The 22959-nt window shown below is 37.1% G+C and carries 22 protein-coding genes; 11 read left to right on the top strand and 11 right to left on the bottom strand.

The window, feature by feature from the left end:
- Positions 1–43 precede the first annotated feature (43 nt).
- Positions 44–2359, bottom strand: coding sequence for a T9SS type A sorting domain-containing protein (locus DEU40_RS14275; protein ID WP_110010446.1), 2316 nt, complete (start codon positions 2357–2359; stop codon positions 44–46).
- 12 nt (positions 2360–2371) lie between these two features.
- A complete protein-coding gene (locus DEU40_RS14270; protein WP_110010445.1) occupies positions 2372–2890 on the bottom strand; it encodes an RNA polymerase sigma factor in 519 nt (172 codons plus the stop codon).
- A 206-nt stretch (positions 2891–3096) separates the two neighbouring features.
- Between DEU40_RS14270 and DEU40_RS14265 the strand changes: the two genes are divergently transcribed.
- Both DEU40_RS14265 and DEU40_RS22480 read left to right on the top strand, forming a co-directional pair.
- Entirely contained in the window at positions 3097–4299 is a 1203-nt protein-coding gene (locus tag DEU40_RS14265) for an aminopeptidase C (RefSeq protein WP_110010444.1), read from the top strand.
- Positions 4300–4491: 192 nt separating this feature from the next.
- Complete coding sequence (locus tag DEU40_RS22480) at positions 4492–4650, top strand: hypothetical protein (RefSeq protein WP_171006259.1); 159 nt, start codon at positions 4492–4494, stop codon at positions 4648–4650.
- Between the two features lie 188 nt (positions 4651–4838).
- On the opposite strand, the gene DEU40_RS14260 is transcribed toward DEU40_RS22480, so the two are convergent.
- On the bottom strand, positions 4839–5900 hold the full coding sequence (locus tag DEU40_RS14260; protein WP_110010443.1) for an NADH:flavin oxidoreductase: 1062 nt from the start codon (positions 5898–5900) through the stop codon (positions 4839–4841).
- Positions 5901–6065: 165 nt separating this feature from the next.
- Here DEU40_RS14260 and DEU40_RS14255 point away from each other — a divergent pair, with 165 nt between their 5' ends.
- Both DEU40_RS14255 and DEU40_RS14250 read left to right on the top strand, forming a co-directional pair.
- Positions 6066–6458, top strand: coding sequence for a winged helix-turn-helix transcriptional regulator (locus DEU40_RS14255; RefSeq protein ID WP_047388122.1), 393 nt, complete (start codon positions 6066–6068; stop codon positions 6456–6458).
- 108 nt (positions 6459–6566) lie between these two features.
- Positions 6567–6983, top strand: coding sequence for a carboxymuconolactone decarboxylase family protein (locus DEU40_RS14250; RefSeq protein ID WP_110010524.1), 417 nt, complete (start codon positions 6567–6569; stop codon positions 6981–6983).
- 55 nt (positions 6984–7038) lie between these two features.
- Here DEU40_RS14250 and DEU40_RS14245 read toward each other — a convergent pair whose 3' ends face one another.
- Positions 7039–9471 (bottom strand): thiamine pyrophosphate-dependent enzyme, encoded by a 2433-nt coding sequence (locus tag DEU40_RS14245; RefSeq protein WP_110010442.1) that lies wholly within the window; start codon positions 9469–9471, stop codon positions 7039–7041.
- A 137-nt stretch (positions 9472–9608) separates the two neighbouring features.
- On the opposite strand from DEU40_RS14245, the gene DEU40_RS14240 reads away from it, so the two are divergent.
- A complete protein-coding gene (locus DEU40_RS14240; protein ID WP_110010441.1) occupies positions 9609–9902 on the top strand; it encodes a hypothetical protein in 294 nt (97 codons plus the stop codon).
- Between the two features lie 209 nt (positions 9903–10111).
- Here DEU40_RS14240 and DEU40_RS14235 read toward each other — a convergent pair whose 3' ends face one another.
- The 6 genes from DEU40_RS14235 to queA form a co-directional block, all read right to left on the bottom strand.
- Positions 10112–10906, bottom strand: a complete 795-nt coding sequence (locus DEU40_RS14235) for a hypothetical protein (RefSeq protein ID WP_110010440.1) — start codon at positions 10904–10906, stop codon at positions 10112–10114.
- Positions 10907–11165: 259 nt separating this feature from the next.
- Complete coding sequence (locus tag DEU40_RS14230; protein WP_110010439.1) at positions 11166–12143, bottom strand: polyprenyl synthetase family protein; 978 nt, start codon at positions 12141–12143, stop codon at positions 11166–11168.
- A gap of 71 nt (positions 12144–12214) precedes the next feature.
- Positions 12215–13123, bottom strand: a complete 909-nt coding sequence (locus DEU40_RS14225; protein WP_110010438.1) for a hypothetical protein — start codon at positions 13121–13123, stop codon at positions 12215–12217.
- 228 nt (positions 13124–13351) lie between these two features.
- Complete coding sequence (locus DEU40_RS14220) at positions 13352–14302, bottom strand: sterol desaturase family protein (protein ID WP_110010437.1); 951 nt, start codon at positions 14300–14302, stop codon at positions 13352–13354.
- Between the two features lie 74 nt (positions 14303–14376).
- Positions 14377–15411: a 23S rRNA (adenine(2503)-C(2))-methyltransferase RlmN gene (rlmN, locus tag DEU40_RS14215; protein ID WP_110010436.1), complete on the bottom strand. Its 1035-nt coding sequence runs from the start codon at positions 15409–15411 to the stop codon at positions 14377–14379.
- 70 nt (positions 15412–15481) lie between these two features.
- On the bottom strand, positions 15482–16531 hold the full coding sequence (gene queA / locus DEU40_RS14210; RefSeq protein WP_034696367.1) for a tRNA preQ1(34) S-adenosylmethionine ribosyltransferase-isomerase QueA: 1050 nt from the start codon (positions 16529–16531) through the stop codon (positions 15482–15484).
- Between the two features lie 154 nt (positions 16532–16685).
- Here queA and DEU40_RS14205 point away from each other — a divergent pair, with 154 nt between their 5' ends.
- The 6 genes from DEU40_RS14205 to DEU40_RS14185 all read left to right on the top strand — a co-directional run bounded on the left by DEU40_RS14205 (position 16686) and on the right by DEU40_RS14185 (position 21953).
- Entirely contained in the window at positions 16686–17399 is a 714-nt protein-coding gene (locus DEU40_RS14205) for a hypothetical protein (protein ID WP_228406522.1), read from the top strand.
- Between the two features lie 33 nt (positions 17400–17432).
- The gene (locus tag DEU40_RS14200; RefSeq protein WP_047433734.1) at positions 17433–18125 is read left to right on the top strand and encodes an AIM24 family protein; all 693 of its coding nucleotides are present in this window, start codon (positions 17433–17435) and stop codon (positions 18123–18125) included.
- A gap of 71 nt (positions 18126–18196) precedes the next feature.
- Positions 18197–18349, top strand: coding sequence for a hypothetical protein (locus tag DEU40_RS22475; protein ID WP_181397971.1), 153 nt, complete (start codon positions 18197–18199; stop codon positions 18347–18349).
- A 253-nt stretch (positions 18350–18602) separates the two neighbouring features.
- On the top strand, positions 18603–20000 hold the full coding sequence (locus tag DEU40_RS14195; RefSeq protein ID WP_110010434.1) for a Gfo/Idh/MocA family protein: 1398 nt from the start codon (positions 18603–18605) through the stop codon (positions 19998–20000).
- Complete coding sequence (locus tag DEU40_RS14190; protein WP_110010433.1) at positions 19990–20904, top strand: NDP-sugar synthase; 915 nt, start codon at positions 19990–19992, stop codon at positions 20902–20904. The genes DEU40_RS14195 and DEU40_RS14190 overlap by 11 nt, the downstream gene beginning before the upstream one ends.
- Positions 20895–21953 (top strand): phosphotransferase enzyme family protein, encoded by a 1059-nt coding sequence (locus DEU40_RS14185; RefSeq protein WP_110010432.1) that lies wholly within the window; start codon positions 20895–20897, stop codon positions 21951–21953. Before DEU40_RS14190 ends, DEU40_RS14185 begins: the two co-directional genes overlap by 10 nt.
- Positions 21954–22137: 184 nt before the next feature.
- Here DEU40_RS14185 and DEU40_RS14180 read toward each other — a convergent pair whose 3' ends face one another.
- Positions 22138–22632, bottom strand: coding sequence for a DNA-deoxyinosine glycosylase (locus DEU40_RS14180; protein WP_110010431.1), 495 nt, complete (start codon positions 22630–22632; stop codon positions 22138–22140).
- Between the last annotated feature and the right edge of the window lie 327 nt (positions 22633–22959).

Here is a 22959-nt window from a genome sequence, read left to right as displayed (position 1 = left end):
ATAAAAAAAGAAATTTCCGGGGAAATTTCTTTTTTTAAGATAATTAATTTTTTATGACCTTAAATGTCTCCCACAGATCATTAGTATGAATACGTACAAGATAAATCCCTTGAGGATAAGAAGTTAAATCAATTGTATTTTTACCTTCCGGCAGTTTTTCTTTTCTCATAATAATCTTTCCGGCAAGATCATAGATAAACAGTTCTTCAATTGGTTTTCTTGTTTTTATCTGCATTTGACCTTTTGTAGGATTTGGAAATAGTACGGTTTTAATATCAATCTGACTATCAATTTCTTTTTCCATTTTTTTGTTGATGTTATCATTTGAAATTCCTGCGCTGCATTCTGGTAAAACAGCTCTCTGAAGGATTAATCTTAATAATAAATCATTCAGTTTTTCAACTTCGTAAGAATCTATGGTAGGTTTGATATGGCTGTTTCCTATTCCACTGTCATCTGTAAGGAAAGTATAAGTTCCATTGGTGAGTAAAGCAAATGTACGCATCAGATATTCCGTTTGTTTATCAGTATCACTGGCAGCCAGCGGAATAATGGTAATTCCTTTCTTTGCTGCAGCTTTTATTGTATTATATAAATTCTCTATATTCTGTTCTGAATGGTGTGGTGGTGCATCCAGAATCAAAAACATTATTTTAGTAGAATTTTCATCACTCCACTTCAGCTCATCAACAGAAACTTTTAGTGCTTCTACAACAGCTTCCGGCGTATCGCCACCACCACCGGCCTTCTGTCTTTTAATAAATCCAACAAGATCTTCTGCTTTATTTGAAAAATCGAATTTTCGGGTCACATATTCATCTCCATGATCTCTGTAAAAAACGGATCCATACCTTACTGTTGTATTTTTAAGCTGTCCTTCGATCTTTTTTAAAACATCCAAAAGTTCAGACTGAAGATAAGAAATCTCATCCCCCATAGAACCGGTAGCATCCACTACAAAGGCAAGATCCAATACACGCTTCTGCAGACAGTGTTTATCCAGAATAATCAGATTTTGTCCATTTTTAAAGGTTCTGAGATTGCTGCTGATGATCTGCCCTGAACCATCAGATAAATAATATTTCCCTGGGGCTGATTTCCTATCAGTCATCGGTGATATCCACAATTCCATATTGCCCAGATTATCTGAAACAGCTTCCCAAATTGTATTTTTCTGGTCATCCAATAGTTTTATTTTCTCCCCTATTACCGGTTTTCGGTCTTTATTGACCAACTGAACTGAAACCCTTTTATCAGGGAAGAACTTCCATGTATTTTTATACTGATCCAGAATAGGAACTGCAATATCTTTCCAATAATCCCACTTAGAAAAATCGTTAACTTCTCCTGCTGTGAGCTGGCCTGCTTTTGGAAGTACTTTTTCAGGTTCTTCAGGTTCTTTTACTATTTCTTCTTTACTTTCTGAAGAAACTTTTTTAAGTTTTTCTATTTCTTCTGTAGATAATCCTTTTGTGGAAATTACAACAACTCCGTTGTTAGCTTTGCTTCCATACAGGGCAGTAGCTTCAAGCCCTTTCAGTACTTTCAATTCTTTTATTTTTTTAGGATCCAGAGTATTTAAAAATCCAGATTCTCTGCCTAACACAACTCCATCAACAATATATAAAGGAGCCGTCGACCGACCATCTATACTTTTTGTTCCCCGTATTAATATAGCATCATTCTTTTTAATTCCGGTTGACACTTCTACCCCGGCAACTCTTCCAGCTAGTGAAGAAACGGCAGCCGGAGCATGCACAGGAGTTTTGTCTGTAGAAGCAATCATAACCGTTGAGGAAGCGGTAACAGATTTATAACTCTTTTTAATCCCATAAGCAGTGACAACAACTTCGTCAATTTCTTTTGTTTTTAGGGTATCACTGTATATCTGAGGTAAAGATGCTTTTACTCTCTCAGAAGCTTCCAATGGCGGTATATTACAGATAGGATGAGATTTATAAGGATCTATTCCAGCAACTGATGAAGATTTACGTTCTGTGGGAAGAGGTACTGTTACAGGCAATTCTTCTTTTCTGATATTCTCCTTGATGGTACGGTCAATTTTTGCAATATCAGATTCGGTAATCGGGCCCCTTGAACTTGTATTCTCTGCAATTACAGGTTGTAAAGGTTCTGCAGTCTCTTTTTTATTCATAAAGTAAAAAGCCCCAAGACCAATCATCAAACTTGCTGCAATACCATAGGGCAGCCAAAGAGGAATAATCTTTTTTTTATCTTCTTTTTTATCTAATTTTTCTTCAATTTTCCCCCATACCTTCTCAAAACCAGGAAAAACAGCTGGCTCTTCTGAAAGCCTGGAAGCTTCATTGAATTGTTGATCTATATGATTATTTTCCATTGTTGTAAAAGTTTAAATGTTTTGATTTACGAGAAGTTCCTGGAGCTTTTTTCGTGCAAAATTGAGCTGGGATTTTGATGTTCCTTCGCTGATGGAAAGCATGGTGGCTATTTCCTTATGAGGATATCCTTCAATAGCAAAAAGATTAAAGATAGCTCTGCAGCCTTCAGGAAGAAAATTCAGTAAGCTCAGAATATCTTTTTCCAGGGAAAGGTTTTCCGTTATTCCTTCAGAATGATCGGTGAAATTTTCTTCCAGGGAAATAAACAGTCCTTTGCTGGATCTTAGTTTCTGCAGGCATTCGTTTACCGCTATTTTTCTTGCCCATGCTTCAAAAGTTTCGGGATTCTGAAGCTGAGTAATTTTCGTGAAGATTTTGTAGAATGTATCCGCTAATACTTCTTCTATATCTTCATCGTTTTTCAAATAGCGTCTGCAGACTGCGTAGAGTCTGCCCGCCATTTTCTCGTAAACTTTCCGCTGGGCATTGCGGTTGTTACGCTGGCATTCCAATAATAATTCTTGTTCCATAGTCAGGAGTTATACTATGATAGATGCGGAAACTTTTAAAAGGGTTGGAAACATGATCAACTTTTTTAAGAAAATAATTAAAAAATAAAATTATAAAGCAACTTCTTACTTCTTTTGAGTCTTTTTTTAATTTCAAATTTAACTTTTCCTTGTGTAACAAATCTCTATTATCAACGACTATTAATACAAATAATCTTTTTATAGTAATGAAAAATGCCAAAATTGCATCATTACTTTTTGTTTTGTCTGCAGGAAGTATGATGTTTGCCCAAGATGACTTAATCAACAAGTTAAAAAACAACCAATCACAAAATGCTAATTTTCAGTTCACAACGTTAAAAGACGTGGGTGCGACTTCTGTAAAGAACCAGGGTTCATCAGGAACTTGCTGGAGCTACTCCGGAAACTCTTTCCTTGAATCTGAAATGCAGAGAATGGGCAAAAAACCTGTAGATCTTGCTGAAATCTTTACCGCAAGAAATTCTTACCATGATAAAGCAAAATTATATGTTTTGAATAATGGCGCTATCAGCTGGGGTGACGGAGGAGAACTTCACGACGTAATCAATATGTACAAAAAGTATGGAGCAGTTCCTCAGGATGTTTACACAGGATTAAAAGCAGGACAGACTACCAATAACTTCAAGGAAATGCAGGGAAAACTGAAGCCGGTTCTTGACAGCCTTGTTCAGGCTTCTTCAAAAGGAAAGCTTACAGACAACTGGATGGATTCTGTAGATGCTATTCTTGATGAATATTTAGGCAAAGTACCTGCTAACTTCACTTATGAAGGAAAAAACTATACTCCGAAAACATTTGCTAAAGAAGTAGTAGGAATCAACCCTGAAGATTATGTGGAATTATCTTCTTATAAAGATTATCCATATTTTCAAAAATTTGTAGTTCCGATTCCTGATAACTGGAGCCACGATTCTGACTGGAATGTTCCGATGAAAGATCTTACTGCAATTATTGATAACGCTGTAAATAAAGGATATTCTGTGGGTTGGGCAACTGACGTTTCTGAGCCTTATTTTTCTTACAAAAATGGTGTAGCTTATGTTCCGGATATGGATCTTGACCAAATTACTGCAGAGAACAAGCAGACTTTGTTTACAGAGCCTAAAAAAGATAAAACAATCACTGAAGACATGCGTCAGAAAGCACTTAATAACCTTTCTACAACGGATGACCACGGTATGCATATCGTAGGACTCGCAAAAGACCAGACTGGTAAAGAATATTATATGGTAAAAAATTCATGGGGAGTAACCAATGATTTTGCCGGATATATTTATGTAACAAGACCATATGTTGAATACAAATCAACAGCAATTCTTGTTCACAGGAATGCCATCCCAAAAAGTATCTTAAAACAATTGAAACCGACCAGGAATATTGGTTTATAAGGAAATCATTTCTGCCATCTTACAGGCAGTTTTAGATATTTAAATCTGTTAAAACCCGCTCATTGAAATACTGTGAGCGGGTTTATTTTTTATCTTGTCATATTAAAATAATGTATTTCACATTATTATCTGTAAAGTGTTGTTGCGTTTTCAAAAAATATTATATTTGTGTAAATCAACAAATTATTACCTATGAAAAATCTAAGAAAATTATTAAAATCAGATCTAAAAAAAATCAATGGTGGAAATGCTCCTGATTGTCCGGAAGGGACTACAGCCTGCTACATTCCTGGCAGCAATGGAATCCCTCCCCGCTGGAAATGTGTCCTGGATTCAGTTGGGTGTCCATAAATTTACAAAACCGGCTTTCAGGAAATCCTGAAAGCCGGTTCTTTAATAAATAGGTGAAAATTAAATATAAAATAAAGTGAATTTATGCTGATTTAATACCAGATTGAATCGTCAATTCCTTTTCACAAATGAATAAATTATGCTGTTAAAAAAACACTGCGAAACGAATTCACCATTCCTTGTTGATATTAAAATAAAACGCCCATGCTTTCTGCTGAAAAATCCAGAAGAGCTTCTGTATTGCCGTCTTTGATCTTCTGTACCCACTGGTAATCCTGAAGAATAGCTCTACCTACCGCAACAAGGTCAAATTCCTCATTGTCAAGTCTTCTGATCAATTCTGTAAGGTCTCTTTTTTCTGTTCCCTGTCCTGCAAAAGCATTCAGGAAGTCTCCGTTTAAACCTACAGAACCTACGGTAATGGTTGGCTGTCCGGTAATTTTTTTAGCCCATCCTGCAAAGTTTAAGTCAGAACCTTCAAATTCAGGCTCCCAGAAACGACGCTGTGAGCAGTGGAAAATATCCACACCAGCTTCTTTTAATGGTAATAACCAGTCTTCCATTTCGTTTGGAGTGAATGCCAGTCTGGTTTTATAATCCTGCTGCTTCCATTGGGAAAGGCGGATAATAATGGTAAAGTCCTCTCCTACTGCTGCTCTGATTGCTTTTACTACTTCTACAGCAAATCTGCTTCTTTCTTTCAATGTTTTACCGCCATATTCATCGGTTCTGGTATTGGTTACTTCCCAGAAAAACTGGTCGATGAGGTATCCGTGAGCGCCATGAATTTCAATACAGTCAAAACCAAGATCTTTCGCTGACTTTGCAGACGCAGCAAACTGTGCAATGGTATCCTGGATATCTTCAATGGTCATCGTAGAAGCTTTTTCCATTGGAACCAACGGATAGTCTTCTGTCATTCTTGTATCTCCAACGTGCCAGATCTGAGGACCCATTTTACCTCCATTCTGATGTACAGTATCAATGACGTTTTTCCAGCCATTCAAAGCTTCTGTTCCATAGAAATCCGGGATATTCTGCATATTTTTTGATCCAGGTCTGTTGATAACAGTTCCTTCGGAAAGAATCAATCCTACTTCTGAAGCAGCTCTTCTTCCATAATAATCTGCAATATTCTGAGTGGGAACTCCATTGTCAGACTGTGCTCTGGTCATTGGAGCCATTACAATCCTATTTTTAAGCTGTAAATTCTTATATTGAAACGGTTTAAATAATGATGATGTGCTCATATTTAAATTTATATTTTATAATTGTTACACAAAGTAACTAATAATAGTTCATTTTTGTATCTTTTATTAAAAAAATAGTGGTAACTTCGCAGTAACTTACATTAGTAACATCAAAGTAACATATGAAACTGCAGTTTCATATGATATTAAAATAAAGATCTCTCTATGAAAAAGAATGAATTAATGCAATACAGCTGCCCTCTGGGTAAGGCCATGGCCGCTTTGGGAAGCAAATGGAAGCCTATTATTGTTCTGGTGATTAAAGACAGAAAATTACGTTTTGGAGAACTGGCAGTACGCATTAATGTTATTTCCAGGAAGGTATTAACTGATCAGCTTAGAGAAATGGAAACCGATGGATTGGTGATCCGTGAAGAGTTTAAAGAACTTCCTCCCCGAGTAGAATATTCCCTTACAGAAAAAGGATTGGCTCTGCTGCCTATTCTTTATTTACTGGAGGAATGGGAAGCTAAATATCAGGTGAAAGGACAGCATGAAGATAAAGATTGTGCTTTTCTGAATGAAGATGTAAAGAATAAAAAGGCTGTCAATGTTTGATAGCCTTTTATCTTGGATAACACTTTCAAAAAGGTAAGTATATCACCAAAATGTAAGCATATAGTTTCAAAACTATTTCTGATGCAAATTTGCAGAAAAATGTTCATTATGAATTACAAAGAAATTGCAAAAGAAACCATTGGAAATCTCTACAGAGCCCACAACAGCATTAGAAAATCCGGAATTGATGAAAAACTAATTGCCTTGGTGGAACTGCGTGTTTCTCAAATCAATGGATGTGCCTATTGCTGCAGTTATCACGCTAAAGAACTCTCTGATTTTGGCTTTGAACAGGATCTCATCAACAGACTTCCGGGCTGGAAACATACCAATAGCTTCAATGATCAACAAAAGCTTGTTTTAAGCTGGGCTGAAGCTCTCACTTATGGTAAAGATGACTGGCTGGAAATTAAAGCAAAACTTGCAAAGCAATTCACAGATCGGGAAATTGTAGAACTTACGGCAAGTGTAACGCTGATGAATACTTTGAATACACTAAGGATTGCGTTGGCGGAAGAGGATTAGCAAACAAAAACCGCTCCCAAAAAGGAAGCGGTTTCATATTTATCTAAAATCCCAATTAAAATATAGCTGGATATTTCTGAGGATTTGTTTCATTAAACATAGCGTAGATTTTTTCTACCATATCGTCTGCAGACGGCTTACTAAAGTAGTCACCATCACTTGCATATGCTGGTCTGTGATCATTGGCGGAGATCGTCAACGGATCTGAATCCAGGTATCTGAAAGCTTTCTGCTTTTCAAGGATCTGCTGTAAGATGAATCCTGTAGTTCCCCCTTCCACATCTTCGTCAATCACTACTAATCTGTTGGTTTTCTTAACACTTTCAGCAATTTCGTGGGATAAATCGAAAGGAATCAATGACTGGATATCAATTACCTCTGCGGAAATTCCTAATTTTTCCAATTCGTTAGCTGCTTCCGTTACAATTCTCCAGGTAGATCCGTAAGTGACCAATGTAACATCTTTTCCTTCTTTTGTCACTTCAATTTTCCCTACAGGAACAGTGAATTCGCCTAAGTTATCCGGTTGTTTTTCTTTTAATCTGTATCCGTTCAGACATTCTACGATGATTGCAGGTTCGTCAGCCTGAAGCATTGTGTTGTAGAATCCTGCTGCTTTCGTAAGGTTTCTAGGAACCAATACCAAAATACCTTTTGAAAGGTTCAGAATACCAGCCATTGGAGAACCTGAGTGCCAGATTCCTTCTAATCTGTGACCTCTTGTTCTGATAATCAACGGAGCTTTCTGGCCTCCTTTCGTTCTGTAATGTACCGTTGCCAGATCATCACTCATTCCCTGTAAACAGTAAAGAACGTAGTCTAAGTACTGGATTTCAGCAATGGGTCTTAAACCTCTCATCGCCATACCAATTCCCTGTCCAAGAATTGTTGCTTCACGGATTCCTGTATCAGCGATACGTAAAGCGCCATATTTCTCCTGCATTCCTTCCAATCCCTGGTTGACGTCACCAATGTTTCCGGTATCTTCTCCAAAGATTAAAGTTTCAGGATATTTTTCAAAAATTTTGTCAAAATTGTTTCTGATCACTACTCTTCCATCTACCTCTTCGGAACTGTCAGAATATACAGGTTTGATTTCCTGAACATTCTCAGCTTTCCATTGGGACTGAGAATATAAGTGAGAAGAATAGTTATCTTTTTCAACAGCAGATACTTCATTGTATTTCTGCATCAGCTGATTTCTTTCCGCAGAATTTGTTCCTCTTGTCGCCAGTAAAGTCTGTCTTACCAGATGGAAGATGTCTTTTTTAGCTTTTGAAACCAATTTGTTGAAATGAGCGATATAATTTTCAACTTCAGCATTCTGCCCTTTAAGGTTTTCTACTAAAGGTAAAACAGACTGAATAAGTTCTGAAATGGCTTTCTGATAATTTTCCCAGGCTGCTTTCTGTCCGGCTTTTGCTGCTTTTTTCGCTTCTTCATCAATAGCCTCCAGTTCTTCAGCTGTAGCAATCACTTCTTCTTTCCCATCAATTTCGATAGAATAGTTCAGGATCCATTCTTTGAATTTCGCCAGACCGTCATACTCAGCTTCCCATGCAAGACGCTCTTCGTTTTTATATCTTTCGTGAGATCCGGATGTAGAATGTCCCTGTGGCTGAGTAACGTCTACCACATGTACTACCACCGGTACACTTTCTGTTCTTGCAAAATGTTCTGCCTTAGCGTATGCATCTAATAATGCAGGATAATCCCAGGCTCTCACCTGAATAATTTCACATCCCTGGTTTTCTCCCTCTTTTCTCTGGAAACCACTTAGCATTTCACTGATATCCGCTTTTGCTCTCTGGTTTTTTGTAGGAACTGAAATACCATACCCATCATCCCAGATAGAAACAATCATTGGAACCTGAAGAGCACATGCAGCATTCAAGGTTTCCCAGAAGTGTCCTTCTGCTGTAGAAGCATCCCCAATGGTTCCGAAAGCAATTTCGTTCCCTTCTCTTGAGAATTTTTCTGAACCGTCAAATTTTACGCTTTTATAAATAGTTGAAGCCTGAGCCAATCCCAATAATCTTGGCATCTGCCCTGCTGTAGGAGAAATATCGGAAGAAATATTTTTCTGAGCTGTCAGATCTTTCCAGCTTCCATCTTCATGTAAACTTCTTGTTGCGAAATGCCCGTTCATTTGTCTTCCGGCTGAAGCAGGTTCTCTTTCCACGCTGGTATCTGCATACATCTGCGCAAAGAAACTTTCTACCGTCAAGGCATCTATTGCCAATGCAAAAGTCTGATCCCTGTAATATCCTGAACGGAAGTCTCCATTTCTGAAAACTTTCGCCATTGCAAGCTGAGGAAGTTCTTTTCCATCCCCAAAAATTCCAAATTTAGCTTTTCCAGTGAGTACTTCTCTCCTTCCGAGATAAGACATTTCACGAGAGATCCTTCCTAACCTGTAGTCTTCAAGTATCTGATTTTTAAAATCTTGAAAGGATATTTGCTGTGTTTCAATATAGGTTGTTTGCATAGCTAAGTAAAAAAGTTTTTAATCTTCAAGTATTTTGCTAATATACACTTTTTAAATTAATTTTAATTTTTAATAATCTTTTTTAAAAATTTGATAATAAAAAAAAATGTGCTTTATTTTGAAAAAAAATGTAAAAGATGGAAAAAAAATCGCCACATATATTGAATGCTTCCAGCAATCTTTTAGGATTTTCCCTACTCATTATCACCTCATTGAAAATCTCTAAAATCAGTCAGCATACCTATTTGGACGAATTTGCAGGATTTGCCTGTATTCTTTTTGCCTGCAGCTGTTTCTTTTCCTTTCTGGCAATCAGAACAAAAAATAGTAAGCGGGAATACACGTTTGAGAACATTGCGGATTATTTATTTTTAATCGCTTTATTTTGTATAGTTCTAGCCGTTATCATTGTAACCCTGAAAATTATTTAATTTAAATTTTTCGCTTAATTAAGCAATCGAAGGTAATAAATAAGGATAATTATATGAAAATACAAGAATTCATTAAGCAGTTCTTTTCTTATTTTTTACACTGAATCACTATCAGATTCTGAATCTAATAAGAAAAGTGCTGTATATACATTTTCAGTTTCCCGAAAATCTATATACAGCACTTTAGTTTAATTAAAGTAAAAATAGAATCAGATCTTCTGAACAGTTACATTGGTAACATTTCCACTTCCTGTAGATCCGGTTTCTGTCGAAATAATCGTAGAATTTTGATTCGGCGCTGCCGTAAAACGGATCTGATACCCAGCTGTAGGCGCAACAACCACGGTTGTATAATTCATCAGTTCACCTACAGTTCCCGAAGCAGCAACTGCGTTATAATGGCTTCCTCTTCCCAGATAATTCGCATCCGGTACAGGTCTGATACCGATGAGCAGCTGTGTTCCTGCGGGCATATTGGTAAAACTTGCCTGCAGCGTTACCAGATAATTTCCAGGCTGGTTAAAAGTCATCACCCCAGTTCCGGTATTATAAGAATAGAAAGGGGAAGTCGCTATCGGTGCTGCGAATAATAAAGTCGTGATCGTAGAAGAACTGATGTTCTGATTCGCTGCTAAACGCGCATGAAACAGTGAATAAGCAGTAAAATCTATGGTCTTCAGAATTCCGGTAGCATCAGCTACAACTACCCTGTCGGTTCCTCCGATACCAATATTCGAATTAATATTACGGATACGGGCATTTCCAGACGCAACATCTAATTTTTCAGTGGGTGAAACCGTACCAATCCCTACTTTAGCACTTGAAGTTACACTGAAATCATTATCCTGTTGAGCCACAGAAGGAATTCCTGTTGCAGGATTGTCTTTAGAACCGTCAATATGAAAAGTTGTCTGGGGATTTTGAGTACCTATTCCCACTTGTGCGTACGCGATGAAGCTTGAACTGATAGCACACGCTATCATCATTGTTTGAATTTTTCTCATTATTTGTTGTTTTTTTCTAACCACAAATAAACAAAAATTATATTGAAAATCAATGAATTATTAGTAATTATTTTGCTTAATTGATGCAAAATATTAATTTACAGTAATTTAATCTTATAAAAAAGCAAACTAATCACAACTCATTGAATTATTGGAAGATACGATTATTTTTCTTTCAATAATGAGGATCCGTTACACCATGCGTGATTACAGGAAAAAGGAGAATAAAAAAATTAAAACTGACCAAAAAGTGTTACTATCAGAATTTTCTTTCAATGACATAATCCAGCATAATATGCAGCGATTTTCTTGCTTCAGAATCCGGAAACTCATTCAGAATATCTTTTGCTTTCTGCTGAAATTCTTTCATCACTGTAATGGCATAATCCAATCCACCTGAACTTTTAACAAATTCTATAAGCTCTTTTACACGCTTAGGATTGTTATTATATCGTTTTATGGTATCGAAATAGTACTTTCTGTCTTTTTCACTGGCGATCTTTAAGGTATGAATCAAAGGCAGTGTCATTTTCTGTTCTTTAATATCAATTCCTACAGGCTTTCCTATGACGTTTGAACTCAAATAGTCGAAAAGGTCATCTTTAATCTGAAATGCCATACCGGTAAAAGTACCGAAATCCATCATCTTCTTGGCAAGAGCTTCATCAGCATTGTTGGAAAGAACTCCTATTTCACAACATGCTGCAATCAGAGTAGCTGTTTTCTGCCGGATAATTTCATAGTAAACCTCTTCTGTGATATCCAGTTTTCTTGCTTTTTCAAGCTGCAGAAGTTCTCCTTCAGACATTTCACGGATGGTTCTGGAAATAACCCCAAGCAGATCATAATCTTTGTGGTCTGTAGATAGTAAAACTGATTTTGATAAAAGGTAATCCCCCACCAAAACCGCAATTTTATTTTTCCACAATGCATTGATTGAAAAGAAATTACGACGTTTAAAACTTTCATCCACCACATCATCATGTACCAGAGTAGCGGTGTGGATCAGTTCGATCATAGAAGCACCGCGGTATGTTTTTTCCGTCACCTCACCCACCAGTTTGGCACAAAGAAACACAAACATAGGACGCATCTGCTTTCCTTTGGTGGTAACAATAAAACGGGTTACTTTATCCAATAAAGCTACTTTACTCTGCATTGACTCATAAAACTTCTGTTCAAAAAGTTTCATTTCATCATTGATCGGTCGTTTAATCTCTTCTACAATGTTTGCCACAATCTGCGATGCTGGGTGAATAATTATTAATTCTCACAAAGATAATTTTTTTCGCTCAATTTTAAGACAAATTAATCTTTGAGTTGTTCTTTCGGGATAAAATAAAATGAAGGTTTTGTAGTTCCCAACGGAGATCTGAACTTTTCCCCTGAAATATAAATTCCCGTTTCATCTGCACTTATTCCCTCAATTTGTGCTAATGAAAGCGCAGTCCCGAGGTAATAGTGCTTTGGTTTTTCTTTAAAAAATATTCCGTGTTCTGTTTCTGTAAAAATATCTAAAAAGACTTCTGTTTTCTTGGTATATCCTATCAAATAAAGCTTTTTATCAAAATAAGAGGCATCTGTAACTATAAAACCTGTTTTATAGGTTTCTATTTTTTCTGCTTTTTGCAGTTCTGATAGTTCAGGATCTACGATATAATGTGAGGTTGCTTTTGAAGCCCACTCTTTGGTAAATATATGCAGCTTTCCATTCAGATAAATCATAGCTTCTGCATCGAAATCGTTCTTTGTGTTTTTAGCAATAAATTCGGTCTGTTCAGGATAATAAAACAAAATTTTCGTTCCATCTAAGGCCCTTTCCGAACCTGGAATTTTAATGGCATTAGACTCATCGAGACGTTCGTATGGAACTTTGTAAATCGTCAGATCCTTTCTTGTTCCGGTATTGTTTCCGAAATCCCCGATATAAAAATTTTCTCCGTCATTGGCTAACGCTTCCCAATCTGTATTGATTAAATTGGTTTTCAGTATCCTGATAATTTCCCCACTTTTTTTATCCAATTCAAAAAGTTCGGCAGGATTTCCACTGTCATTGAATGTATACAATCTTCCGTTTAAAATATTCAGTCCTGAAGTTTCCTGAATTTTATCATCAAGGTAGTTTATTCTGTATTTTTTTATTTTCAGAAAATCAGTCCGCTGGGAAAATGCAGATTGGCCAACGAAAAGAGCAACAATCAGAAGGAGTTTTTTCATAAGACAAAAATAAGGTTTTATTGTGAGTTAGAGAGTTGGAGGGTTTGAGCTAAAAGCGTTTGCAAGTGATGCGAGATACGGGTTTCGGGATGCAGGTTTGAGGGGAGAGTGTGGATTCCTGTGGAATATAAATACTGTATAGCCTTTGAAAATGCCCATTCTAAAAATAGAAAAACGGACTAAAATAGTCCGCTTTTCCCTTAGATTTCTATTGATTTAAATCAGAAGTTAAGCCGTTTTCTGCTCTTTCTGATTTTGCTGTTGTTCTTTCTTTTGTGCCTGTTTTGCAAAATACTCTTTCTGATATTGCCTTACCGTTTTTCCCGTTCCATCATGTCTCCATCCCGGTGAATTGAAAATATAATTGATTCTGTCTGTAAATTTTAATCCAGGCTGCTTCAGATCTTTCCAGATTTTTCTCCATTCATAAAATAATACCGTATCCGGTCTGTTATCCGGCATTTTTGGATAGATTCCATATTTCACAGGTACATTCGGATCTTCTTTTTGGAAGGTTCCAAATATTTTATCCCAGATAATGAGACACATTCCCATGTTTTTATCCAGGTATTTTACGTTACAAGCATGGTGTACACGGTGATGAGACGGTGTTACCAGAATATATTCCAGGAATCCCATACTCTTCACTGTTTGCGTGTGTACCCATGTCCCATACACCTGTCCGATAGCGTATGCCACCATAATATGCCACGGGTTGAATCCTAAAAACGCCAGCGGTGAAAAATATAAATATCTGTAAAGCGGCTGTAATACAGGACTTCTGAATCCTGTTGTCAGATTAAAATATTCTGAGCTATGGTGCGTAATATGAACTGCCCAGAATGCTCTGGAACGGTGGTCCACATAATGCAGCACATAATAGGCAAAATCTGTGATGATAAAACAAGCCAGCAGATACCAGATACTAAGATCCCATGAGAAAATCCTGTGATGATAAAAGAAAAACATTACGCCCATGGCAAATGCCTTCATGATAAGGTCAAGACCAAAGTTCATCAATGCAAGATAAACATTGGTGGCAAGATCTTTCCCGCTATATAACTTAACTTCTGAAACGTGGCTGTAAATCATTTCAGCTAAAATGACAGTGGCATGCAATGGGATAGCCCATGCATACACATTTTCCAGCCCGTCCTCGCTCATAAGAAAATCCATCATCACAAAATAATTTGTGCAAAGGTAGGGTTTTAGGCTATTTTTTAAGAAAGTTTTAGGCTTTTTTTAAGGAAATTTTAATCTGTTGTTTTGTTGGCCAACTGTCCGCAAGCGGCATCAATATCACCTCCACGGCTTCTTCTTACCATTACAGTAATCCCTGCATTTTCAAGCTGACGGATGTAATTTTCTTCTGCCTGCTTGTTACACTGGTCATATTTTCCGTCCCCGATCGGATTGTATTGAATCAGGTTTACTTTTGAAGGAACCTGTTTGCAGTATTTGATTAAAGCTTTAATGTCTTCATCACCGTCATTGATTCCTTTCCATACGCAGTATTCAAAAGTAATCACAGAACCTGTTTTTTGATACCAATACTGAAGAGCATCCATAATATCCGTCAATGGGAACTTATCAGAGAAAGGCATAATTTCATTGCGCTTGGATTCGATAGCAGAATGAAGGGATAAAGCCAGTTTCACGCGCAGTTCATCATCTGCAAGCATTTTGATCATCTTAGGGATACCGGATGTAGAAACGGTAATTCTTCTTGGAGACATTCCCAATCCTTCCGGCTGGGTAATTTTTTTGATGGCTTCCACTACGTTTTTGTAATTCATCATCGGCTCTCCCATTCCCATAAATACGATATTGGAAAGCGGTCTGTCGAAATACATTCTGCTCTGGCTGTCAATCAGGGCTACCTGATCCACAATTTCAGCAACTTCAAGGTTTCTCATCCTTTTCAGTCTTGCTGTAGCACAGAATTCGCAGTTTAATGAGCATCCTACCTGCGAAGATACACAGGCTGTTGTTCTTGTTTCTGTAGGAATAAGAACAGATTCCACCATCAGTCCGTCATGAAGTTTCACTCCGTTTTTGATGGTTCCGTCAGAGCTTTTTTGAAGAAGGTCTACGGAAACAGGATTAATGGTATATTCTTCCGAAATTCTCTCACGAAGTGATTTTGAAAGATTCGTCATTTCGTCAATCGAATGGAGGTTTTTACTCCATAGCCAGTCATAGACCTGTTTCGCACGAAACGGCTTTTCTCCTAAAGACACAAAGTAGTCTTTAAGCTGGTCTAGTGATAATGTACGGATATCTTTCATTGTAAGGTTGTAGATTTTAGGTGGCAGGTTGCAGATACTATTACCTGCAACCTTTTACCTATTATCTTTTTTATAGAATTAACATTGCATCACCGTAAGAATAGAATTTATACTTTTCTTTTACGGCTTCTTCATAAGCATGCATTACAAAATCTCTTCCGGCAAATGCAGCAATCATCATGATTAAAGTAGACTTCGGTGTGTGGAAGTTCGTAATCATTGAGTTCGCTACTCCGAAATCGTGAGGAGGATAAATGAATTTGTTTGTCCATCCGTTGAAAGCAGAGATTTTTTTGTTTGAAGAAACAGAAGTTTCCAATGCTCTCATGGTAGTAGTACCTACTGCACATACTCTTCTGTGAGATTCTACCGCTTTGTTAATGATGGCAGCATTTTTCTCATCGATAATGATTTCTTCAGACTCCATTTTATGTTTGGAAAGATCTTCTACCTCAATCGGGTTGAATGTTCCCAATCCCACGTGAAGGGTAACTTCAGCAAAATTGATCCCTTTGATCTCCAATCTCTTCATCAAATGCTTAGAGAAGTGAAGACCTGCTGTAGGGGCAGCTACTGCTCCTTCTACTTTTGCATAGATTGTCTGATATCTCTCTGCATCTTCAGGTTCTACAGCTCTTTTGATATATTTTGGAAGTGGAGTTTCTCCCAATTCTTTTAGTTTTGTTCTGAATTCGTCGTAAGATCCGTCGAATAAGAATCTTAATGTTCTTCCTCTTGAAGTTGTGTTATCAATAACCTCAGCTACCAAAGACTCATCTTCAGTGAAGAATAATTTGTTACCAATTCTGATTTTTCTTGCAGGATCTACCAAAACATCCCAAACTCTGGTTTCTTTATCAAGCTCTCTTAATAAGAAAACTTCAATTTTAGCACCTGTTTTTTCTTTATTTCCGTAAAGACGTGCAGGGAAAACTTTTGTATTGTTGAAGATGAACAAATCTTCTTCATCAAAATAATCCACAACGTCCTTGAATAATTTGTGCTCGATAGTCTGTGTTTTTCTATCAAGTACCATTAATCTCGCTTCGTCTCTGTGCTCTGATGGGTGTTCTGCTAATAATTCCGCAGGAAGATCAAAATTAAAATCTGATGTTTTCATTTTTTAAATTACGGTTTAAAAATTATTGAAATTACAAGGTGTAATTTTCGGAGTGCAAATATACGACATTGAACACCCCTTTGTCAAGTATTATTTACAATCAAACATAAAACCGTGATTTTACGGGGAGTTTCAAGATATAAAAAGAGTATTTTTGGAAAAATTAAAATTCAATATGGAACCTGTAAGTAAAATATACTTCATTGATAATCCGTATCCTGACGGTCATACAATTGAAAATTTCAGCTGGAGTGGAAGAATTGATGAATCTGGATTTATCTGGTTTGATTTTCATTTAAAAACTGAAAAATATTATGCCAATGACAATGAAAACAATGAAGAAGAAGACGAAGATCTGTCCGACTGGGACTCCAAAATCGTATGGAGAAACTATCATGCCTGTACACTCTCATCCAACTATTGGGGTGAACAGAGAGGAATCAGAATTAATAATCTTGATGAAAAATTAGATTTCGATGTTGTTGTTCAAAATGATCTTTTCAGTAATGATCTTCCGTCTGAACACCATTCTGATGATGACGATCTTGCTTTCAACATCTACCTGCTGGGGCATGACAGCTGTGCCGGACATCAGATCCGGTTTTCAAAAAAAGAGAATCACCGGTATGATATTATATGGACAGGCAAAATAGCATTGACCTACGCAGGCGATTATGAGTTTTCACATGATTTCAAAGCAGAAATTTTCTATGCGCAATTTGAAGGCTTTCATTATCCTAAAACCTGGTCACTGGAAAAGGCAACTGAGATGTTCAAAGCCAGACTTGCCGGTTTTGAAGCGTATGAATTTGTGGATCTGAATCCTAAAAGTAACAAAAGGGAGTATAAACTCGACAAACTAAAATAATAACACTATACATCAACCGATAAAATTATCATTATGAGCAAATATTCAATAGAAGCATTTATCAACGAAACAAAAGAAAATCCACAACAAAGAGATTATTTTGAGCTGGAAACAAAGCATCTTCTGGAAATCAACCTTAATAATCAGGCGGTATGGACCAAAAGAGGAAGTATGGTAAGTTATGTGGGAAATATCAATTTTGAAAGGCAGGGAATGCTTTCCGGAGGACTTGGAAATCTTTTGAAGAAAGCGATCAGCGGTGAAGGTGCAAGGTTGATGAAAGCAGAAGGAACCGGAAAATTATATGTTGCTGATTCCGGGAAGAAAGTCCGTATTCTCTATCTGAACAATGAATCTGTTTGTGTAAACGGAAATGATATTCTTGCCCATGAACAAAGTGTAAAAAGTGATATTACTATGCTGAAAAGCATCGCTGGAATGATGTCCGGAGGTCTTTTCCAGGCCAAACTTTCAGGAACGGGACATATTGCTATTACGACTCACGGAGATCCTTTAACTTTACTTGTAACTCCTGATACACCTGTATTTACAGATCCGAATGCTACTGTGGCATGGTCCGGAAACCTCAGCCCGGAACTGAAAACCAATGTTTCTTTCAAAAGCCTTATCGGCAGAGGAAGCGGCGAAGAGTTTCAGATGAAATTCTCAGGTCACGGATGGGTACTGATTCAGCCTTATGAAGAGGTATATTATATGGAAAAATAAAAGAGACAAATTTTGAAGAGATTTAGTGTACATACTTTAATGATAATGAACTTTTTGGTGAGATTACAAAAATGACTTATCCTGAAATACGTACATTCTCCAGAGATTATATAGAAGGCACCCATCATCCTATTCCTTTGAAAGAATATCTGGATAAGGCAGGTTTCAACTATGATGAAACCACCGGAACAATAAGTACGCTGCCAAATCCGGGTTCAAAATAGCTGACCTTGGGAAAGGCATTGATCAATCAATAAATTTCATGCAGATAACAAAATATTTAATAAAAAATACAAATGAGCAAAACTGCTAAAAAAGTGAAAATTAATAATCTATATTTTAATAACTACAAAACTGTTCAATTTTAAAATCCAATAAGCCTCAAATTCTTACAAACCACCTTCATCACTTCATTCTCTTATTATCTATCACCTTCACGGGATTTACAAAAGTTTTAATATATTTAAAAAAAAATAGATGGACAATAGTAACTCCCGCAGAAACTTTCTTAAGACTGCCGCTTTAGCAAGCTTTGGGGCATTGGTTTTACCCAATTCTTTATTTGCTTATTCCAATGATTTTAAAACAGATAAAAAAGTCCGTGTAGGTTTTATCGGCGTAGGTCTTCGTGGTCAGGAACATGTGAAATTACTGGCAAAACGTAATGATGTAGAGATTGTTGCATTTGCAGATCCGGAAAAAAGAATGCTTGCCGCGTCTCAAAAAATCTTAAAAGACAACAATAAACCGGCAGCTCAGGAGTTTTCCAACGGGGAATACGATTATAGAAATCTGTTGAAATTAAAAACAATAGATGCTGTTGTGATCGCTACTCCATGGGAATGGCATCTTACCCAGGGTGTGGAAGCTATGCGTGCTAAAAAAATTGTAGGCATGGAAGTTTCCGGGGCGATAAAGCTTCAGGACTGCTGGGAATTTGTAAAGGTATATGAGGAGACGAAAGTTCCTATCTTTATGATGGAAAACGTATGCTATCGCAGAGATATTATGGCCATCCTGAATATGGTCCGTAAAGGAATGTTCGGAGAACTGGTACATGGAAGAGGCGGTTATCAGCATGATCTGAGAGGTGTTCTTTTCAATGACGGAGTTACTCCATACAATTCCGGTGCTGAGTTTGGAGAAAAAGGCTTCAGTGAGGCAAAATGGAGAACTGAACATTATGTTAAGCGTAACGGCGAGCTTTATCCTACTCATGGATTAGGTCCGGTTGCAATGATGATGGATATCAACAGAGGGAACCGTTTAACAAGGCTTTCTTCATTCTCTTCAAAATCTGTAGGGCTTCATAAATATATTGTTGAGCATCCCAAAGGGGGAGAAAACCATCCTAATGCCAAAGTAAAATTCAACCAGGGAGATATTGTAACCACTCAGATTGCCTGTGCCAATGGAGAAACCATTCTTCTTACTCATGATACAAGCTTACAAAGACCTTATGATCTTGGTTTCAGAGTTCAGGGAACCGAAGGGTTGTGGCAGGATTTCGGATGGGGAGATTTCAACCAGGGACATATTTATTTTGAAAAAACCATGAACCATACCCACCGTTGGGACAATACTGAAAAATGGATGAAAGAACACGATCATCCGATGTGGAAAAAGTTTGAAGCTACTGCTGCAGGTGCCGGACATGGCGGAATGGATTTCTTTGTGATGAATACTTTTATTGAATGTATCAAACGGAATATAGAGTTCCCGATGGATGTGTATGATCTTGCATTGTGGTATTCAATTACACCATTAAGCGAAGAGTCTATTGCCAAAGGCGGTCAGGTAGTTGATATTCCTGATTTCACCAATGGAAAATGGAAAACCCGTAAACCTGTATTTGGAATGACCGATGAGTTCTAAGAAAACATTACTTATACTGGCAGGCGGATTAGGAAGCAGATACAAGGGGCTTAAACAGGTAGACGGAATACTCGATAACGGTTCGCCAATTCTTGAGTATTCCATCTTTGATGCACTGGAAGCCGGTTTCCAAAAAGTCGTTATTATTGTCAACAAACTGATTCCTGAAAGTTATATTGAAAGGCTCAACGGCATTTCAAAAGCTAAAAATTTTGAATTGATCTGGGTATATCAGGAGATAGACAGCATTCCTATTTCACTGGAAGGTTTTGATTATCCCGATCGTAATAAGCCATGGGGAACCGCTCATGCCGTACTGTGCGCCAAATATTCAATACAGGAACCTTTTGTGATGATCAACGCGGATGATTTCTATGGAAAAGAAGTGTATCAGCTCGCTGCACATGAAATTAACCATCATCATATATCAGATACACAATTAGGAATGATTGCTTATCCTGTGGGTACAACATTGAGTGGAAATGGTACTGTAGCCAGAGGAATATGTACGCTGGATGCTGAAAACTACCTGATCAAAGTAGTGGAACAAACATCCATTCAAAGAATAAATAACTCAATTGTTTACATTGAGAACGGAGAAAGTATACAACTGGATCCTGACACCTTGGTATCCATGAATTTTTTTATTTTCCACCCACACATTTTCTGTTATCTGGACACCTATTTTTATGATTTCATAGAATCTGATCCACTGCCTGATCAGGAATTTTATATTCCTTCTGCAGTACAAAGAATGATGGATGAAAACAGAGTAAAGGTAAAGGTAAAAGTATCTCCTTGCCCATGGATGGGAGTTACGTATGCTGATGATAAAAAGGAAGTTAAAGATTTTCTGATTTCAGAGATTAAAAACAACAGATACCCGGAAAATCTATGGAGCTAAATGATATTGTTGCTGAATTTATCGGTACGGATAGTTATGACCTTACTCCTATTACTGACGGGTTGATCAATACCACCTATCTTCTGGAGGATAAAGGCCAGGGGAAAAAGTTTATTCTGCAGAAAATCAACAATCATGTTTTTAAACAGCCGGAAGTGGTCGTTAATAACCATTTAATGATTAATCAAGTTCTCAGGTCAAATCATTATCAATTTGAAATTATAGAACCTGTTCCTTCTCTTACCGGTAAAATTCTGGTAAAAGATAAAAATGGCCAGCCATGGCGTATGCTCAATTTTATAGAAAACAGTATAACATTCCTTACTGCTCCCTCTTTGCAGACGGCTTTTGATGCTGCTAAAACCTTCAGTTATTTTCTCAATACGGTAAATACTGAAAAACTGCCTGCCATTGAAGATTCTCTTCCCAATTTCCTGAATTTTGAGAAGAGGATTATAGATTATAAAAATGCACTCAAAGATGCGGCTCCTCAGTTAAAAGAAAATGCTAAAGCTGAAATTGAAATCACCAACCAGCTTTTATCCTTGCCGGACCGATGGATTGAAATGGAGAAAAACAATCAGATCCCAAAAAGAATTATTCATGCAGATGTAAAGATCAGTAATATTCTCTTTGATCAGAATCATAAGCCGCTGGCTGTGATTGATCTGGATACCATAATGATTTCTACCATTTTATATGATTTTGGAACGATGATCCAGTCGTATACCAATACCACCCAGGAAGATGATGGAAGTGCCATAGATAATTTCAACCCTGAAATGTATAAAGTCGTAAAAGAAGGATTTTTATTTCATTTAAAAGAAAAACTGACACCGCTGGAAACTGAGAATCTCGATTATGCAGCACAGGTCGCCATTTATATTCAGGAACTTCGTTTCTTAACCGATTATCTGAATGGGAGTACCTATTATTCTATCGCGCATCCTGAACACAATCTGGACAGAACTAAAAACCAATTGGAATTGTTAGAAGGATTGAGAGAATATCTGGGAGCTGGTGGAGAGTCGGAGAGTTTGAGGGTTTGAGGGCTGGGTTTATAAAGTATATAGATTCCTACTGAAAGACAAAGTGTACGGATAAATAAAGCGTCCCAGTTGTCCATTCCGTAAGAATCTAGCTTTATCTTCTCCCTCTCAAACCCTCTCATTCCCAAACTCTCAAACTCTCCCAGTCAATATCCCGAATCCCGCACCTCGAATTCCAGAACTCCTAATCACCCAAAAATTCCAAAATTCTTTTCCACTCTTCCAGCTTCTTTTCAAAAGAAACCGTATGAAGCGGGCTGGTAGAAGGCAATAAAAAAACGGGCAGCTTATAATCTTTCCCGAGCAGTTTCTGTAAGTTCTTGTATGACTTTCCGCCGTTGCAGAAAATAGCTTGGATGTTCGGATGTTCTTCTAACAGTTCTGCAATCTGATTGGCTTCTTCATTCCTGATTTCAGAATCCAGACTTCCTTTTCTCTCGCAGGAATCAATGACATCCCACAGGGCAATATGATGTTTCTTTATCGTTTCAATTCTTTGTGTGTAATCATCAGTAAATTGTTCGTTCAGCAATTCAAAAATGATTTTCCAGAATTTATTTTGCGGATGGGCATAATACTGCTGTTTTTCCAGTGATTTCACTCCGGGAATTGATCCTAAAATCAGAATTTCAGACTGAGCGTTAATAATGGGTGGAAATGAAGAAATACGGCTTTGCATATTCAAATATAAAGATTTAATTTATTTTAACTTTTAATTAGGCTGGAAGCCGGGAGCTTGAAGAAGGAAGCTATTGAAGGTTATGAAAAACTGGTTATCTGTATTTTCATCTTTTTAATAGTGATATCATTAATTTATGAAAACCTCTATAAATGTTAAGATTAACAGCAACTTCCAGCTTCCAATAGCCTGAATTTAATTTGCTAAACCCAACGTAGTTTATTTAGGTTTTGGCTCCTATGTTTGCAAAAGAATAAATTTACATACAAAGCAAAAGGGGTGAGAGAACAGTTTTGGCTAAATAACTCAGGAAGTATATTGTGCTTT

Source organism: Chryseobacterium sp. AG844, from assembly GCF_003182335.1.
GTDB lineage: Bacteria > Bacteroidota > Bacteroidia > Flavobacteriales > Weeksellaceae > Chryseobacterium > Chryseobacterium cupriresistens.
This window is presented reverse-complemented; position numbering and strand designations above follow the sequence as displayed.

Excerpts from the sequence above, each read along its gene's own strand:
- DEU40_RS14275 (WP_110010446.1), bottom strand. The coding sequence starts at position 2,359 with ATGGAAAATAATCATATAGATCAACAATTCAATGAAGCTTCCAGGCTT.
- DEU40_RS14270 (WP_110010445.1), bottom strand. The coding sequence starts at position 2,890 with ATGGAACAAGAATTATTATTGGAATGCCAGCGTAACAACCGCAATGCC.
- DEU40_RS14265 (WP_110010444.1), top strand. The coding sequence starts at position 3,097 with ATGAAAAATGCCAAAATTGCATCATTACTTTTTGTTTTGTCTGCAGGA.
- DEU40_RS22480 (WP_171006259.1), top strand. The coding sequence starts at position 4,492 with ATGAAAAATCTAAGAAAATTATTAAAATCAGATCTAAAAAAAATCAAT.
- DEU40_RS14260 (WP_110010443.1), bottom strand. The coding sequence starts at position 5,900 with ATGAGCACATCATCATTATTTAAACCGTTTCAATATAAGAATTTACAG.
- DEU40_RS14255 (WP_047388122.1), top strand. The coding sequence starts at position 6,066 with ATGAAAAAGAATGAATTAATGCAATACAGCTGCCCTCTGGGTAAGGCC.
- DEU40_RS14250 (WP_110010524.1), top strand. The coding sequence starts at position 6,567 with ATGAATTACAAAGAAATTGCAAAAGAAACCATTGGAAATCTCTACAGA.
- DEU40_RS14245 (WP_110010442.1), bottom strand. The coding sequence starts at position 9,471 with ATGCAAACAACCTATATTGAAACACAGCAAATATCCTTTCAAGATTTT.
- DEU40_RS14240 (WP_110010441.1), top strand. The coding sequence starts at position 9,609 with ATGGAAAAAAAATCGCCACATATATTGAATGCTTCCAGCAATCTTTTA.
- DEU40_RS14235 (WP_110010440.1), bottom strand. The coding sequence starts at position 10,906 with ATGAGAAAAATTCAAACAATGATGATAGCGTGTGCTATCAGTTCAAGC.
- DEU40_RS14225 (WP_110010438.1), bottom strand. The coding sequence starts at position 13,123 with ATGAAAAAACTCCTTCTGATTGTTGCTCTTTTCGTTGGCCAATCTGCA.
- DEU40_RS14220 (WP_110010437.1), bottom strand. The coding sequence starts at position 14,302 with ATGATGGATTTTCTTATGAGCGAGGACGGGCTGGAAAATGTGTATGCA.
- rlmN (WP_110010436.1), bottom strand. The coding sequence starts at position 15,411 with ATGAAAGATATCCGTACATTATCACTAGACCAGCTTAAAGACTACTTT.
- queA (WP_034696367.1), bottom strand. The coding sequence starts at position 16,531 with ATGAAAACATCAGATTTTAATTTTGATCTTCCTGCGGAATTATTAGCA.
- DEU40_RS14200 (WP_047433734.1), top strand. The coding sequence starts at position 17,433 with ATGAGCAAATATTCAATAGAAGCATTTATCAACGAAACAAAAGAAAAT.
- DEU40_RS22475 (WP_181397971.1), top strand. The coding sequence starts at position 18,197 with ATGACTTATCCTGAAATACGTACATTCTCCAGAGATTATATAGAAGGC.
- DEU40_RS14195 (WP_110010434.1), top strand. The coding sequence starts at position 18,603 with ATGGACAATAGTAACTCCCGCAGAAACTTTCTTAAGACTGCCGCTTTA.
- DEU40_RS14190 (WP_110010433.1), top strand. The coding sequence starts at position 19,990 with ATGAGTTCTAAGAAAACATTACTTATACTGGCAGGCGGATTAGGAAGC.
- DEU40_RS14185 (WP_110010432.1), top strand. The coding sequence starts at position 20,895 with ATGGAGCTAAATGATATTGTTGCTGAATTTATCGGTACGGATAGTTAT.
- DEU40_RS14180 (WP_110010431.1), bottom strand. The coding sequence starts at position 22,632 with ATGCAAAGCCGTATTTCTTCATTTCCACCCATTATTAACGCTCAGTCT.